We start from the raw sequence: 15,859 nt of genomic DNA, 5'->3' as shown, positions 1-15,859 counted from the left end.
ATGAGGATCGCCGTAGCCGGAGGAACCGGAGTCGTCGGAAGGCACGTCGAGGAGGCGTTGAAGGCTCGCGGGCACGACGTGGCGACGCTGTCGCGGTCCGCAGGTGTGGACCTCGTCACGGCCACGGGCCTCGACGACGCACTCCGCGACGTCGATGCCGTCGTCGATGTGAGCTCGACGTCCTCGCAGTCCGCCAAGGCCGCCGTGCGGTTCTTCGGCACGGTCACGCGCAATCTGCTGAACGCCGAGAAGCGCGCGCGCGTGCGGCACCATGTCGCTCTGTCGATCGTGGGTGCGGCACAAGCCGACAGCGGATACTACGCGGGCAAGGTCGCGCAGGAGCGCATCGTCATGGCGCTGCCCGGCGGCTGGAGCCTGCTACGGGCCACACAGTTCCATGAGTTCGCGCAGCAGATGACGACGCGAGCCGCGTTCGGGCCGCTGCAGCTCGCGCCCATCGCGCGGTGCCAGCCCCTTGCGGCCGCCGAAGTGGGCGAGGCGCTCGCGGACATCGCCGTCGGGGAGCCGCGCGGCCTCGACCGTGACCTCGCCGGCCCCCGGGAGGAGCAGATGACGAGGATGATCCGCGCCTACCTCGCCGCGCGCGGCCTGCACCGCCTCGTGTTCGACTTCGCCATGCCGGGAGCGATGGGGCGTGGGATGCGCGACGGCGCCATCCTTCCCGGACCGGACGCGCGGCTCGGCACCCAGACGTTCGACGAGTGGCTGGCCGAGCAGAGGATCCCGGCTCAGGGGTGACCGCGGTGCCGCTCGGCGCCGTCACGTGACACGGTCAGCGTGGTCCAGCACGTGCGTCGGCCACGGTGGGCTGATGCCGGGTCGGCCGGAGCGCAATGCCGCGTGGAGTGGAAGTACCTCACCGCCCGAGGTCGGACGGGCTCGACACCCTCCGCGCGGCTCGGGTTCCGAGCACGGCACCGACGACGAGTCCGGCGAGCAGCGCGACGACCGCCACCGTGAGCCAGACGCCTGCTGTCGACGGCAGGGCGATGGCGAGCACGCACGCCACCAGAGCGACGACGGCACCCACCACCGACGACGGAACGGCCGCGCGATGTCCCGCCTTCCACGCATCCTCCGAGGCGAAGAACGCGGGCAGGCGCAGGCCGATGAACGGATTGCGCGGGATGCGCCCGGTCGCGCAAAGAGGAATCAAGACGACGACGGCGATGGACAGTATCCCCACGACGGCAGCACCGATGATCACGCTGAAACGCTACCTCCGCGACGTCAGGCAGTGTCCGCTGAACGTCAGGCCCGGCGCACGTCCGCGTGCTGCTCGATCCAGGCGTGCATGGCGATGGCCGCGGCCGCGGACGCGTTGATCGAGCGGGTCGAGCCGAACTGGGCGATCTCGACGATGGCATCCGCCGCCTCGATCGCCTCGAGGGAGAGCCCCGGCCCCTCCTGACCGAACAGTAGTACGCAACGCTCCGGCAATACGAACGTCTCGATGAGCACGCTTCCCGGCACGTTGTCGACCGCGATGATGGGGATGCCTTCGCCCTTCGCCCATGTCACCAGCTCGGCGATCGTGTCGTGGTGCACGACATGCTGGTAGCGATCCGTCACCATGGCCCCGCGCTTGTTCCAGCGACGACGTCCCACGATGTGCACCGTGTGGGCGAGGAACGCGTTCGCACTGCGCACGATCGACCCGATGTTCATGTCGTGCTGCCAGTTCTCGATGGCGACGTGGAACGGATGCCTGCGAGCATCCAGCTCCGCGACGATCGCCTCCATGCGCCAGTAGCGGTAGCGGTCGATGACGTTGCGCGTGTCGCCGTTGGCGAGCAGCTCGTGGTCGTACCGCTCGTCCTTAGGCCAGGCATCCGGTCCGCCCGGCCACGGGCCGACGCCGTGGGTGGACCGCTCGGGTGTGGAGGCCGCCGCTGAGGCTGAGTTCGGCGCGTCATCCACGGGATCACTGTACTGGCGCCGCCCACGCTGCGGCCGCGCCGGATCAGTCGTAGGGGAACTGGGGACGGTTCGACGGCGTCAGCAGGTCGGCGACCGCGTCGAACCCGGCGATCGCATAGTGGGGCCCCTGAGGCGAGGACTGTCCGGCCGTGACGACGAGCACGATCGCCATGTCCTTCGACGGAAGGTAGGCCACCGCATCCCAATAGCCGGGAACGTTGGGGTTCGAGATGATCCAGCCGTTGCTCACCACCATGCCCAGCGCGTAGTACTGCGCGTCGGTGAACGGCCCCAGCCCTGCCGTCGTCGGTGCGAACTGCTGCTTGTGCGACGCTCGCGTGAGCAGCGTGCCCTTGCCCAGGGCCCTGGCCCACACCGCGAGGTCGCCGATGGTCGACGTCGTGTTGCCGATGTTGGCCGCCCAGCTGATCGACCAGAAGGTCGAGTCCTGATAGTCGCCGCGCTCCGCGTCGTAGCCGTGCAGCACGGGCGACGGGATCGCCGACGTCGTCGTCATGGCGGTCTCGCCCAGATCCAGCGGCGCCAGGACGTCGTGCGTCAGCTGGGTGGCGAAGGGCGCCCCGCCCGCCTTCTCCAGCACCTTGCCGAGGATCATGAAGTTGGTGTCGCTGAACCGCCAGTTCGTGCCCGGGGTGAAGTCGAGCGGCTGGTCGGCACCCCCTGCGATCTCCTCGTCGACCGTCCAATGGCGGAACGGATCGGCGCGGAAGTTCGCGGTCCAGGCATCCGTATAGAAGCTCGCATAGCCGGAGGTGCTGTTCGCCAACTGCAGGATCGTCACCTGATCGCCGTGCGGAACGTCGGGCAGCCACTTCGCGACCGTGTCACTGAGGGCGATCTTGTGCCGCTCGACCAGTTTCATCAGCACGGTCGTCATCATCGACTCCGTCACGTTGCCGATACGCACGTGGTCGTCGCTGGATGCCCGCACCCCGGGCATCGAGGTGCCCAGCGCCCCGGTCACCAGGGGCTTGCCATGCTGCCACACGCCGAACAGAACAGCGCGTGCGCCGTACTTCTCCTTAACGCTCTGGACCGTTCTGAGCACCTTGGCGCCGCGCGCGTCGCCGGATGCCGCGCACACCTCGGCCGCGAGCGCCGTCTGCCCGTGCCCGCAACGGGCATCCGCATTGGCAGCTGCGGGAATCGTGCCCAAGAACCCGACGGCCAGCAGGGCCGCGACGGCGGATGCCGTCATTCGCGCCGTTCGCGACCACGCCCGGCGAGGTCGCTGAGCCCCGTCGCCGGATGGATCGCCCCGTTCGCCCTCGCTCCTCGGGGCTGCTGACAACGAACCCATCACGTGACCTCCGGCCGCTTCGCTGCACCCACAGGTTCTTGAGACGTACTCAGCCTATGAGCCCCGCCTTGAGATTCGATAGAGCCACGCGCCCGAGTCAGCATGCCGGCCCTCGTCTGCGCAGCCCAGGACCGCGCGATGAAGCGCCGTCGCTCGGCCCGACTACCCTTGGGGTACGGAAATGAGGAGGCCCTGTGGCGAACCGCGACGAGATCGAATGCTGGCTCACCGACATGGACGGCGTTCTCGTGCACGAGAACGAGGCGCTGCCCGGCGCTGCCGAGTTGATCCAGCAGTGGCGGGATGCGGGAACGCCCTTCCTCGTGCTCACGAACAACTCGATCTTCACGCCGCGAGATCTCGCCGCCCGGCTGCGTGCCTCGGGTCTGGACGTTCCCGAGGAGTCGATCTGGACATCCGCTCTGGCGACAGCCGCGTTCTGCAAGTCGCAGATGCCGGGCGGCAGCGCGTTCGTGATCGGCGAGGCCGGTATCACCACCGCCTTGCACGAGTCGGGGTTCATCCTCACCGAGACCAATCCCGACTACGTCGTGGTCGGCGAGACGCGCAACTACTCGTTCGAGGCGATCACGAAGGCCATCCGCCTGATCGGTCAGGGCGCGCGGTTCATCGTCACGAATCCGGATGCCACGGGCCCGAGCGCCGACGGACCGCTGCCTGCCACCGGCGCGATCGCGGCCCTGATCACGAAGGCGACCGGACGTGAGCCGTACGTGGTGGGCAAGCCCAACCCGATGATGTTCCGGTCGGCCATGAACAAGATCGGCGCGCACTCCGAGAACACCGGCATGATCGGCGACCGCATGGACACCGACATCGTCGCCGGCATCGAGGCCGGCCTGCACACTGTCCTCGTGCTCACCGGCATCAGCGACACCACGGAGATCCAGCGCTACCCGTTCCGGCCCGACGAGGTGCTCGACGGGGTGTACCAGCTCCTGTCAGAGGAGCCGCTGGAGTCGGACGCCATCTGACCGCCCGGCCGCTGTGTCGGGTTTTGGGACGCGCGCTGAAGCAGCGCTAACGTCGGCAGCGTGACCGCCTTCGCCGAGACCGTGCAGCTGACCGGACCGCTCGCCACGCTCGAACCGCTCGCGCCCGACCACGCGACCGACCTCGGTCGTGCCGCCGCGGACGGCGAGCTCTGGAAGATCTGGTACACCACCGTTCCCACGCCCGAGGAGATGGCGGCGGAGATCGGCCGCCGCCTCTCGCTGCAGGCCGAAGGGTCGATGGCTCCGTGGGCTATCCGCGACACCCGTACCGGCCGGCTCGTCGGCATGACCACGTACTGCAACATCTCACCGGAGAACCTGCGCGTCGAGATCGGATACACCTGGATGGCTGCCTCCGCCCACGGCACGGGCGTGAACCCCGATGCCAAGCGCCTGCTGCTGGAGCGCGCGTTCGACGTGCTGGGATGCAATGCCGTCTACTTCCACACGCACTGGCACAATCACCAGTCGCGGGCGTCGATCGCCCGTCTGGGCGCCAAACAGGACGGCGTGCTGCGCAGCTACCAGGTGTACAAGGGCACCGTGCGCGACACCGTCACGTTCTCGATCCTGAACAACGAATGGCCCGCCGTTCGGCTGGGACTTGACGCGCGCGTCGCCCAGCACGTCGGCTAGCGACGTCGAACGGTTTAACGGAGACCGGCGCTCGCGGCTCGCATCCCGGGCGCCGCGCGGCGCGGCACCGCACCGCGCGGCACGGGTGACGAATGTCACAGTCGCGACGTGACGGATGCCGTATGACGCGGCTCGCCCCGCGCGCGAGCCTTGCGGCATGAGATCGTTACTGCACGCGCTGTCTCTCGCCCTCGCCTCCGCCGTGACGGCCGAGTTCCTGCTCGGCGACCAGTACCTGAACGGCACGCCGTCGGCCGGCCAGCAGGTCGCGCAGCTTGTGCTGTTCGTCGCGTTCTACGGGTCGGCCGCGGTGCTGATCCGCGAGCTGGCCCGACGCGCGGGTCTCGGCTGGCCGGGCATCCTCACGCTCGCCCTTGCGTTCGGCGTTCTCGAGGAGGGCGTTCTCACGCAGTCGCTGTTCGATCCGGACTACGTGGGCCAGCACCTGCTCGGCTACGGGTTCGTGCCCTGGCTCGGCACCGCGGGCCCGTGGCTGGTGTTCGTGCTGACCCTGCACGTGGTGTGGAGCATCGGATCGCCCATCGCCGTCATGGAGGCAGCGTTCGGCGAGAGGCCGTGGTTCCGCGCAGGATGGCTCGCCGTTCCCGCCACGTTCTTCGTGCTCGGCGGGCTCGCGATCTTCGCCGTCTCGGCCCTCACCGGCGGGTTCATGGCGACCGGTCTCGAACTGGCGATCAGCGGCATCCTGGCCGTCGCGCTCATGGTCGTCGCTTTCACCGCGATGCGGCGCAGAGGCCCGCGCCGCTCGCGCCGCTCCCTGGTGACCGCTGGCCGCAGCGCACGCGGATCCGGCTACCTGGCAACGCTCGCCGCCGGCCTCGTGCTGAGCACCGGGTTCCAGCTCGCGCACGAGATCCCGCATGCGGTGAGCCCGTGGGTTCCGGTCGCCGTCATGCTGGCGGTGCTGGCGCTCGGCATCGTGTTCGCCTTCGCGGCGCGGCCGGATGCTCTCGCCTTCGCATCCGGCGCCATCCTCACGTACTGCTGGGTCGGCCTGGTGAACGCCGCCTCGACGGGCTGGGCCGCGGTCGTCGAGCAACTCGTCATCGTTCTGGTGGCGCTGGCCGTGCTTGCCGTGATCGCCGTACGACGCCGCTCGTTGTCGGTCGGTCGTCTCACGAGCGTGCAGCCCTGAGACCCTCGGGCCGGCGCTCGGCCTGATCCTCCGCCGGCAGGGCTACTGAGGACCCGAACCAGCGAGGCTGCCGGTGATCGGCTGCCCGGATGCCCGGCTGACGAAACAGTAGTAGGAGCGCTGGCCGCTCTTCCACTGCTTGTCCGTCACCGGATAGCTGCCCTGCACCTGGGCGTCGTCGTACTGGCCGGCGGCGCCCAGGTTCAGCACACCGGGCCGTGAACACAGCACGTTGATCTGCGAGGCGAGCTGGTCCGCGCCGGGGAACGCCGCCTTCGAATCGGCGGAGAACACACCCGTGTAGACCATCTGACCGGCGTGCGGAGTCGCACAGTCCACGACCGTGAACGTCTCGGCCCACGCCGTCGTGAACGGCTGGAGGCATTCGCCGCCGCGCAGCGAGTTCCACGGATGCTTGCCAGGCGCCTGCGGTCCCGTGGCCGCCGCAGTCGCAGTCGGCGTGGGAGTCGGGGTGGGGGTGGCGCTCTTGCTCGGTGTCGGAGTCGGCGTGCCGGCGGCCGTCGGATGCATCGCGGTACGGCCCACGATGAACAGGGCGATGAGCAGCAGAACGAGGAGCATCGCTCCAGCCACGACCAGCATGATGCGCTGGGCGCGAGGCGAGGGGCCCCCGCCGTCGTCGTCGTGATCGGAGATCGGTCCCCGCGTGCCACCGCCGGAGCCGGTCGCGGAGCCTCGCACCGCTCGCGATGCTGCCGCGCCCGTCGCACTCGCAGAACCGGCCGAGCGGCGCACGCGACGAGCGGGTGCCGTCCGCCGGCTCGGCGCCTCGGACGCCGCGACGGAGGTGTCCGTCACGTTCTCGGACGCGGCGCCGCCGCTCGGCGAGCTCGCGAGCGGCACGGTGGCGGGTGCGTCCGACCGGGCGACGTGGGTTCCCGTTGCGCCCATTCGTGTGTCGGTGCTTTGTGCGTTTGTGCTTTGTGGGTCGGTGCTTTGCGCGTCTGTGCTTTGTGGATCCGAGCCTTCGACGCCGGCCGGTCCGGCGTCTACGGCATCCGCAGGAGAGGTAGGGGGCTGAGCGACGGCGGATGCACCCCAGGGCCAGGAGAGGCCGGCGCCGTTGCCGGCCGGGACGTCGTATGCGGCGGCTTCGCCGGCCGACGCTCCGGGGATGGTCGACGTGGCGGAGGTCGCCTCCAGAGCCGCGAACAGGTCGGTTGCCGTGCCGACGGGCTCGTCGGAATCGGCGTCGGCAGAGTCGGCACTGCCGGGCTCGACGTTGCCGGACTCAGAGTTACCGGACACCGCGTTGCCGGGCTCAGAACTGCCCGGCGCGGCATTGCCCGACTCGGGGCCCACGGAATCACGCGCGTCGGGCCCTGGCGCTGCCGGTTCCGCTCCGCGTCCCTCGGCGGGATCGGGAGCGGCGGTGCCGGCCTCGTGGCTGCCAAGAGCGGAAGTCGACTCGAGTCCCGTGGGAGCGGCTGCCGGCGCATCCGTGCTCGCGACGTCGTGCGCGTCCCGACCCGACTGGTCGAACAGGTCGCCGAAGAGCGACCACGACGCAGGCTTCTCCGGAGCCTCCGCCTCGGGAGCGGTCGGAGCCGAGACGTCCGGGACATCGGGCGTCTCACGCGCCTTGGCGGCCTCCGCGGCCTCGTGCTCAGCGCTGCGGGATGCCCGCGAACGACGCAGCCAGGGCAGTGTCACGGTGCCAGGCACCGACGAGTCGGGCGCCGGTTCGGGCGTCGGGTCAGATAACGGGGCGGGTGACGAGACCTCCTCATCGCGTGTCGGCGACGGGGAACCGAATGGCTCGCCTCCTGGCGGAGCCTCGCTCGGCGGGATCCAGGCCGGCATCGCCACAGTGCGCTGCTCGTCCACGGATGGAGAGTCGGGCGGCAAGACGGGCGGCGTCGGCGGCTCCGGCGCGGGCGGAGGCGCCACGAAGGTGGGAGGCGCCTCCGGAATGCTGAACGGCTGCGGCCGCGGCTGCGGCGGCGCGGGCTCCGGCGATGCCGGCGCAGTGAAACTCGGGGGCGTCCACGCGGCGATCGCGTCCGGATCGGCGGGCTCGCCGGATGCCGATCCCTCTCGCTCCGCGCCGTTCCCGGGAGCGTCAGAGGGTCGGCCGGGCCACCCGCTGTCGTCCGGTTCCCGGTTCGCCGACGCTCCAGCATCCGTGGGTTCGGCATCCGCGGGTTCGGCATCCGCCGTGTCGGCATCCGCGGCGTCGACGAACGCCGGCGGAACGTGGGCCCCGAGCGGAACGGTCGGAGGCACGAGCCCAGGCGACGGCTGGTCGCCGCGGCCGGAACCGCCGCGCTCTGCACCGCCGGTCTCGTCGGCGGGGCCGGCGTCGTCGGAGCCGTGCACGAGCGGGTCGGGCTCGTCGTTCGGGGTCAGACCCCAGAAGAACGTCTTCTCGCCGTCGCCCGGCAGCCGCGTGGACGGCGGGCGCGAGGCCTGCTCGGGACGAGGCGGCACCGGCATCGACAGCTCGGGGATCTCGAACGACGGAGGTTCCGCCCGGGGATCCGGAAGGTGGGGAGCGGGCCGGGGCGGGGTGGACGGGGCCAGCGGGAAGGCCGGCTCGTAGGCATCCGGATCGTCATCGACATCGATGTCGTCGGCCCGGCGTCGCGACCGGCGCACAGGCTCGTCGCCAGCGCCTGAGCTCGCGACGGGATTCGCCGCTAGTTCGTTCACCGCGGGGTCGTCCGCGGCAGAGTCGTCCGCCGGCGGCTCGTTCGGCTCGGGTTCGTCACCGGCGTCGCCTACGGCTCCGAACAACGACGCGAGGTCGTCGTCGGGTCGATCGGGTCCTTCCGGCCCAGGGGTGTTGCTATCCGGCACTATGACAGACCCAGATCATCCAGTCCGATGGCAGCGAGGTACGGGTAACCGGCCTGCTCGATGACTTCACGCGCACCGGTGTTGCGGTCGACGACGACCGCGACGGCCGCGATCTCCGCTCCGACCTTCATCAGCGCCTCCACAGCCTTGAGCGGGGAACCGCCCGTCGTCGACGTGTCTTCGAGCACGATCACGCGCTTGCCCTCGAGCTCGGGACCCTCGACCTGCTTGCCGCGACCGTGGTCCTTGGGCTCCTTGCGCACCACGAACGCGTCGTACGCCAGACCGCGCGCAGCGCCCTGGTGCAGGATCGCCGCCGCGACCGGGTCGGCGCCCATGGTCATGCCGCCGACGGCCGTCACATCCGGCACGTCCGCGATGAGGTCGAGCATGACCTGGCCGATGAGAGGCGCGACGCGGTGGTCGAGGCTGACCTTGCGCAGGTCCACGTAGAAGGATGCCTTCTTGCCGCTCGTCAGAGTGAAGTCGCCGTGGAAGACGGCCTCGTTCGAGATGTGGTCGATGAGCTGCTGACGAGTGTCGGTCACGCCCCCAGATTACCGACCCCCCGGATGGGAGACCCCTGGAACTGCTCTTCCACCGCGGGTTGAGCCCGCCACCGAGGGTTGAGCCCGTCGAAACCCGGCCACCGGGGGTTGAGCCTGCCGAAACCCCGCCACCGCGGGTTGAGCCTGCCGAAACACCGCCCCTTCGTCCCTCGCTCGGTTTCGACAAGCTCAACCAGCGGTGGTCAGCTCAACCAGCGGTGGTCAGTTCGACCAGCGGTGGCCACTGGTGGGCCCTCGGTAGCCTGGTGCGATGCGCCTCGCACACGTCGCTCGAACGGCAGCAGCCGCCATCACGCTGTGCGCACTCGGTGCGCTCGGCATGGCCGCGGCGAACGCGCCAGCACAGGCATCCACGACGCACGCGTCGTCGGCCTCTCCGCACTCGACCGGAGCCGGTGTCTCCTCGGCCGCTGTGGCGTCTCGGGCGACGACATCCGCAGCATCCGCCGGGTCGGTGGCGTCGAGGGCATCCGCCGGTGTCGTCGCACCGTTCAGCGCAGACCCCGTCGCGGCCCTGACGGTCGACAGGTTCGACGCCGTGTTCGATCTGCACCGGGATGCCGCCAAGAACTCGTCGATGACCGTCACCGAGACCATCGCCGTCCGCTTCCCGGAGAGCGACGTGAACCACGGCATCGAGCGGGCGATCCCCACGTACAACCAGGACATCGCGCTGCACCCGCACGTGGTCTCGATCACCGACGTGCACGGCACTCCGCAGCCGTACGCGACGGTCGACAGCGACGACGCGGGCTACGGCGACGACATGATGGTGCTGCGCATCGGCGACAAGAACACGTATGTGCACGGATCGAAGACGTACGTCATCCGGTACACGCTGAAGAACGTGGTGTGGCACTTCGCCGACACCGACGACGCCGAGCTCTACTGGGACGTCAACGGCACCGGGTGGGATTCCGTCATCGGCGAGGCATCCGTGCGCATCCGACTGCATGACGGCACGGCCGCCGCGCTGAACGGCAAGAAGGCGTGTTACCCGTCCGCTGCCGAATCGGCCGAGGGCGTCTCCGAGAAGCCGTGCACCATCGCCTCCGAGCGCGACTCCATCGTGTCCAGCGTGCAGGGCCTCAGCTATTACAAATCGCTCACGGTCGCCATCGGGTTCGCGAACTCCGCCTTCGCGGAGCCGCCGCACGCGCAGCAGGCCTGGCAGTGGACCGTTGTGCCGTGGCTGTTCTTCATTCCGCTGCTGGCCGGCGTGGGATGGGTGATCTACCTGCGAACCGGCCCGTTCCGCGATGCCAGGGGCAGGGGCATCATCGTGCCGGAGTACGACGCACCTCCCGGAGTCTGGCCCATGCTCGCCGCCGACTTTCTCGGCAAGACGAGTGCCGCCTTCCCGGCCGAACTGGTCGGACTCGCGGTGCGCAAGTACCTCACGATCACCGAGAATGCGGATGCCCCGAGCAGCTCCCGCTACACGGTCACGCTGCTCACCACGAACTGGTCGGGACTCGACCAGTCGGAGATCTCGCTGCTCGGCGCGCTGTTCCCGAAGGCGGGCGTCGGGCGGCGGCGCGTCCTGGACCAGACGGATCGTTCCCTGGGCGACGCGCTTGCGACTCAGAGGGCATCCGCCGTCAAAAGGGTCACCGAGCTCGGGTTGCGCACCAGGCCGAAGAGCACGGCGAACCGGTGGGTGCGGTTCGCGTTCCTGGTTCTCTTCGTGCTGTCGATCGGTCACCTGGCGTTCGCCGCCGCCAACCACGCCGGTGTCTGGTGGGTGGTGGTTCCCGACGTGGCGGCAGCCGTGTTCGCGCTCGTGCTTCTGGCGCTGAGCAGGCGCCGGCTGCGCATCACGGATGACGGCGCCAGGGTTCGCGATCACCTCGAAGGCCTGCGGCAGTACATCGAGCTCGCAGAGAAGGACCGCCTGGCATTCCTGCAGAGCCCCACGACCGCCGAGCGCATCGACGTCAACGACAGCGGCGCCGTCATCAAGCTGTACGAGAAGGTGCTGCCGTACGCCATGGTGCTCGGCGTCTCCGAGCAGTGGGTGAAGGTGCTGCAGGACCGCTACGCGACCACCGGCGAGAGCTCGCCCGACTGGTACAGCGGCCCCTCTCCCTTCCTCACCCTCGCACTGTGGTCGAGCGCCGTCTCCACGTCGAGCTTCGCGACGACGCCCGCATCGTCCAGCGGAAGCTCGAGCTCCTTCGGAGGGTCAGGGGGCGGCGGCTTCTCCGGCGGCGGAGGAGGAGGCGGCGGCGGGGGCGGCTGGTAGCCCTCGCTCACCGCATAGGTGCTGTCGGTCGCACCCGATAGATTGACGGCATGCGTGTGGCCACCTGGAACGTGAACTCCATCCGCGCCCGCGTCGGCCGCATCGTGGACTGGCTGGCGCGCGAAGACGTCGATGTTCTGGCGATGCAGGAGATCAAGTGCAAGCCGGAGCAGTTCCCGCTCGAGGCGTTCGAGGCGGCAGGCTACGAGGTCGCCCTGCACGGTTTCAGCCAGTGGAACGGTGTCGCGTTCGCGTCGCGCTCCCCCCTGCAGGATGTCGTCACCGAGTTCGAGGGCATGCCCGGCTTCGCCAAGGGCGAGGAAGGCGTCGACCTGCCCAAGGAGGCCAGGGCGATGGGCGTCACGGTCGCAGGCATGCGGCTGTGGAGCCTCTACGTGCCGAACGGGCGTTCGCTCCAGGACCCGCACTACAGATACAAGCTCGACTGGCTCGCCACGCTCGCGGCGGATGCCCGCGGCTGGCTGGCCGACAAGCCCGACCAGCCGCTCGCGCTGATGGGCGACTGGAACATCGCACCGACGGATGCCGACGTGGGCGACCCCAGCCTCGTGCCCGGCTTGTCCACGCACATCTCCGCGCCCGAGCGTGAGGCGTTCGCCGAGTTCGAGTCCATCGGCTTCACGGATGTCGTGCGCCAGTACCAGCCGGAGGGCTTCACGTACTGGGACTACAAGCAGCTGCGCTTCCCCCGCAACGAGGGCCTGCGCATCGACTTCATCCTCGGCTCCCAGCCGTTCGCAGACCTCGTGACGCATGCGAGCATCCATCGGAACGAGCGCAAGGGCGACGCCCCGAGCGACCACGTGCCCGTGCTCGTCGACCTCGACCTCTCGCTGCACGGGGGCAATGAGGACGAGGACCGCCCGATGATCTTCGGCTGAGCCCCCGATCTGCGAGTTGAACCCGTCGAAACCCCGCCCCGCGGGTTGAGCTTGTCGAAACCCCAAACACCGCGGTCGGGTTTCGACAAGCTCAACCCTCGGGACAAGCTCAACCCTCGGGACACGCTCAACTCTCGATACCAGCGGCCGCAGTGCCTCAGGCGAGCAGCCACGCGATGATGAGCAGCGCAGGGATCGCCGCAATCGTCGTCACGAGCACGGTGTCGCGGGCGAGCGCCTCGCCGCGTTGATAGCGGCTGGCGAAGTTGAAGACGTTCTGCGCCGTCGGCAGCGCGCCGAGCGCCACCGCGGCGAACAGCTCGTGTCCGTGCAGGCCGAGCAGCAGCGCGACGATCCATGCCACCAGCGGCATGAAGACCACCTTGCCGAGGGACGCGGCGACGATCGGCATCCGCTCGTGCGCCGCACGCAGCGGCTTCGCCCCGCGCAGCGACATGCCGAACGCGAGCAGCACGAGCGGAACCGCGGCGCCGCCGAGCAGGTCGAACGGCTGGAAGACGGCATCCGGAACCTTCCATCCGGACAGGTCGAGAGCCAGTCCGGCGAGCGAGGCCAGGATCATCGGATTGCGCACCGGCTGCAACAGGATGCCGCGGATGGATGCCCGCCCGTGCGACGTGATGTCGAGCACGACGAGCGCGGTAGGCGCGAACACGATCAGCTGCAGCAGCAGCACGGGTGCGACGAACGACGCGTTGCCCAGCACGTACAGCGCGACGGGGATGCCGATGTTGTTGGCGTTGACGTAGCCGGCACCGAGCGCGCCGATGGTGGTCTCGGCGGCGGAGCGGCGGAAGAACAGCCGGCTGGCGAGAACGAAGACGCCCGCGGTGACGACGGCGGAGACCGCGGCGATGACGACGCTGGCGGAGAACACCTCGTGCAGGTCGGCCTTGGCCAGCACGGTGAACAGCAGCGCCGGGTTGGTCACGAAGAACGCGACCCGGTTGAGCACGAATCCGGCCGACGGGCCTCCGACGCCGAGACGGCCCGCGATGTAGCCGACCACAATGACGAACGCGATGATCCCGAACCCGATCAGCACGCCTGTCACCGCTCAAGCCTACGGATACCGGCGACGTGCTCGACGCCGGATGACAACGCGTTGCCATGCGGCGGGGCCACCGTAGGCTCGGATCATGCCACACCTCAGCGTGCCGGGAGCCGAGCTGTACTACGAGGCCGAGGGGCCGGCATCCGCTCCCGCCGTGCTGCTCATCCACGCCGGCATCGCGTCGCTGCGCATGTGGGACTGCCTCGTGCCCACGCTCGTCGAGGATCACTACGTCGTGCGCTTCGACACGCGAGGCTTCGGCCAGACCCGCACCGAGGATGTGACGTTCAGCGATCGAACGGATGCGCTCGATGTGCTCGACCACCTCGGCGTGCAGCGGGCCTGTGTGGTCGGCTCGTCGCGTGGCGGCCGGATCGGGCTCGACCTCGCACTCGAGGCTCCGGACCGCATCACGGGTGTCGTCACGGTCGGATCGACGCCGAGCGGGCTTCCGGATGTCGAGCTGACGGATGCCGAGGATGCCGCGTTCGACTCCATCGACGACGCCTACGCGCAACAGGACTGGCCGCGCGTCGTCGAGCTCGAGACGCGACTATGGGCGATCGCGCCCACCAGGGATGCCGCCACTCTCGACCCGGACTTCGTCAGCACCGCGTACGCGCTGAACCGGCCCAACGCCGGGCATCGACCCGAAGCGCCCATCGCCGCGCCGGCGGACCCGACAGCATACGAGGCGATCAACGACCTCCAGGTGCCGTTGCTCGCCACGGTGGGCGAGTTCGACCTGTCCCCGGAGCTCGCCGCGCAGGCGTTCCTCGTCTCGGCGCTGTCGCGGGCGGAGGGATACATCTTCAGCGACACGGCGCACCTGCCGAGCGTCGAGCATCCGGACGAGTTCAACGCGGTGCTCCGCGGTTGGCTGACGAAGCACGGCCTCTGACGTCGCACCCGTGGGTTGAGTCCCTGGACCGCGGGTTGAGCTTGTCGGAACCCACCCGCGAACCCCCCGGTTGAGCGTGTGGACACCCCGGCCCACCGCGGATTGAGCCCTTCCACCGCGGGTTGAGCCTGTCGAGACCCGACTCCCGGGAGGAGCTGGTGTCGACAGGCTCAACCAGGGGCAAGTAGGTCAAGCTCCACCACCGGTAGCTGTGCTCAGCGCCGCCCGACGAATCCGTCCATCGACGAGTACACGCCGAAGACGGGTCCGGCGATCGCGTCCCAGGCCCGCACGGGCAGCACGCCTTTCAGCGCTCTGGCCAGCGCGACCGACCTGGGCAGCGTGAGCAGCGGGCGTCCGGCGAGCATGGCATCCCAGACCCTGTCCGCCACGTATTCGGGCCGCATGACCGGCGTCAGAAGCGGACCGCGCGCGCCCTCGAACATGCCGGTGTCGATGTAGCTCGGGGCGACGGTGGTGACCTTGACGTTGCCGTGGTCTTCGCGCTCGAGCTCGAGCCTGAGCGAGTCGCTCCAGCCGATCACCGCCCACTTGGATGCCGCGTAAACACTCATGCGCGGATTCGAGAGCAGCCCCGCGGCCGACGCGATGTTCACGATGCGCTTGGCGCGGTAGGCATCCTTGATCATCGCCGGGAGGAACTCGCGCGTGACGTACATGGGCGCGAGGGCATTCACCTGCATGATCTTGCGGGTGTCGTCGCCGTTGTCGTGCTCCCAGAACAGGGCGCCGCGCACGATGCCGGCGTTGTTGATGAGGATGTCCGGATCGCCCGCCGCCTTCCGCGTCTTGTGCGCGGCCTGCGCGATCGCGCCGAGCTCGCTGACGTCGACGACGAACGGGAAGACAGCGGATCCCGGCTCGGCAACGGCACGAAGCACTTCGGCGAGCTCGTCGAGTGCTTCGCGATCGACATCCCACAGCACCACCGACTTCGCACCCTCGAGCACGGCCCGCTCCGCGTAGAGCCTTCCCATGCCGCTCGCCGCACCCGTGATGAGGATGCGCGCGCCTCGAACCGTTCGTGCCATGCGTTCTATTGTCGCGGGTCCGCGGTGCGGCTCGAGGCGGCGGGATCGCGTCGCATCCAGAACCCGTCTCACCGACAGATAACGCGGACGGTGCCGAGAGCGTCGACGCTTTCTGCGAGTGAAACCGCCCGCCGGTCACTGCCGGCACGCGGCCGCCGCGCGCTGAGGCGGCGTGAGCCGTTGCACTCGGCGGCGCGGGCCAGCAATCGCGTGCCCTGGGCGGCG

At 69.4% G+C, this 15,859-nt stretch carries 14 protein-coding genes; 7 read left to right on the top strand and 7 right to left on the bottom strand.

What is annotated here, in order from left to right; all coding sequences use genetic code 11:
* Complete coding sequence (locus VHB92_RS11020) at positions 1–759, top strand: SDR family oxidoreductase (RefSeq protein WP_325453800.1); 759 nt, start codon at positions 1–3, stop codon at positions 757–759.
* 118 nt (positions 760–877) lie between these two features.
* Here VHB92_RS11020 and VHB92_RS11015 read toward each other — a convergent pair whose 3' ends face one another.
* From VHB92_RS11015 to VHB92_RS11005, 3 genes are read right to left on the bottom strand one after another with little or no spacing between them, the layout of a single operon-like run.
* On the bottom strand, positions 878–1,228 hold the full coding sequence (locus VHB92_RS11015; protein ID WP_325453799.1) for an SdpI family protein: 351 nt from the start codon (positions 1,226–1,228) through the stop codon (positions 878–880).
* Between the two features lie 44 nt (positions 1,229–1,272).
* Positions 1,273–1,941 carry a TrmH family RNA methyltransferase gene (locus VHB92_RS11010; protein WP_325453798.1) on the bottom strand — a complete coding sequence of 223 codons (669 nt, stop codon included), beginning with the start codon at positions 1,939–1,941 and terminating at the stop codon, positions 1,273–1,275.
* Between the two features lie 43 nt (positions 1,942–1,984).
* The gene (locus tag VHB92_RS11005) at positions 1,985–3,160 is read right to left on the bottom strand and encodes a serine hydrolase domain-containing protein (RefSeq protein WP_325453797.1); all 1,176 of its coding nucleotides are present in this window, start codon (positions 3,158–3,160) and stop codon (positions 1,985–1,987) included.
* Positions 3,161–3,456: 296 nt separating this feature from the next.
* Between VHB92_RS11005 and VHB92_RS11000 the strand changes: the two genes are divergently transcribed.
* The 3 genes from VHB92_RS11000 to VHB92_RS10990 all read left to right on the top strand — a co-directional run bounded on the left by VHB92_RS11000 (position 3,457) and on the right by VHB92_RS10990 (position 6,070).
* A complete protein-coding gene (locus VHB92_RS11000; RefSeq protein WP_325453796.1) occupies positions 3,457–4,257 on the top strand; it encodes an HAD-IIA family hydrolase in 801 nt (266 codons plus the stop codon).
* Between the two features lie 60 nt (positions 4,258–4,317).
* Positions 4,318–4,914, top strand: coding sequence for a GNAT family protein (locus VHB92_RS10995; RefSeq protein ID WP_325453795.1), 597 nt, complete (start codon positions 4,318–4,320; stop codon positions 4,912–4,914).
* A gap of 157 nt (positions 4,915–5,071) precedes the next feature.
* Positions 5,072–6,070 (top strand): hypothetical protein, encoded by a 999-nt coding sequence (locus VHB92_RS10990; protein WP_325453794.1) that lies wholly within the window; start codon positions 5,072–5,074, stop codon positions 6,068–6,070.
* Positions 6,071–6,112: 42 nt separating this feature from the next.
* Here VHB92_RS10990 and VHB92_RS10985 read toward each other — a convergent pair whose 3' ends face one another.
* Both VHB92_RS10985 and pyrE read right to left on the bottom strand, forming a co-directional pair.
* Positions 6,113–8,743, bottom strand: a complete 2,631-nt coding sequence (locus VHB92_RS10985) for a septum formation family protein (RefSeq protein ID WP_325453793.1) — start codon at positions 8,741–8,743, stop codon at positions 6,113–6,115.
* A gap of 146 nt (positions 8,744–8,889) precedes the next feature.
* The gene (gene pyrE, locus VHB92_RS10980) at positions 8,890–9,438 is read right to left on the bottom strand and encodes an orotate phosphoribosyltransferase (protein ID WP_325453792.1); all 549 of its coding nucleotides are present in this window, start codon (positions 9,436–9,438) and stop codon (positions 8,890–8,892) included.
* A gap of 271 nt (positions 9,439–9,709) precedes the next feature.
* On the opposite strand from pyrE, the gene VHB92_RS10975 reads away from it, so the two are divergent.
* Both VHB92_RS10975 and VHB92_RS10970 read left to right on the top strand, forming a co-directional pair.
* Entirely contained in the window at positions 9,710–11,704 is a 1,995-nt protein-coding gene (locus VHB92_RS10975) for a DUF2207 domain-containing protein (protein ID WP_325453791.1), read from the top strand.
* Positions 11,705–11,754: 50 nt separating this feature from the next.
* A complete protein-coding gene (locus VHB92_RS10970) occupies positions 11,755–12,606 on the top strand; it encodes an exodeoxyribonuclease III (RefSeq protein WP_325453790.1) in 852 nt (283 codons plus the stop codon).
* Positions 12,607–12,763: 157 nt separating this feature from the next.
* On the opposite strand, the gene VHB92_RS10965 is transcribed toward VHB92_RS10970, so the two are convergent.
* On the bottom strand, positions 12,764–13,681 hold the full coding sequence (locus tag VHB92_RS10965) for an AEC family transporter (RefSeq protein ID WP_325453789.1): 918 nt from the start codon (positions 13,679–13,681) through the stop codon (positions 12,764–12,766).
* Between the two features lie 85 nt (positions 13,682–13,766).
* Between VHB92_RS10965 and VHB92_RS10960 the strand changes: the two genes are divergently transcribed.
* Positions 13,767–14,582 (top strand): alpha/beta hydrolase, encoded by an 816-nt coding sequence (locus tag VHB92_RS10960; protein WP_325453788.1) that lies wholly within the window; start codon positions 13,767–13,769, stop codon positions 14,580–14,582.
* A 215-nt stretch (positions 14,583–14,797) separates the two neighbouring features.
* Here VHB92_RS10960 and VHB92_RS10955 read toward each other — a convergent pair whose 3' ends face one another.
* Positions 14,798–15,634 carry an SDR family oxidoreductase gene (locus tag VHB92_RS10955; RefSeq protein WP_325453787.1) on the bottom strand — a complete coding sequence of 279 codons (837 nt, stop codon included), beginning with the start codon at positions 15,632–15,634 and terminating at the stop codon, positions 14,798–14,800.
* Between the last annotated feature and the right edge of the window lie 225 nt (positions 15,635–15,859).

Source organism: Humibacter sp. (assembly GCF_035547335.1).
GTDB lineage: Bacteria > Actinomycetota > Actinomycetes > Actinomycetales > Microbacteriaceae > Humibacter.
Note: the sequence above shows the minus strand (reverse complement) of the source record. Positions and strands in the feature narration are given on the sequence as shown.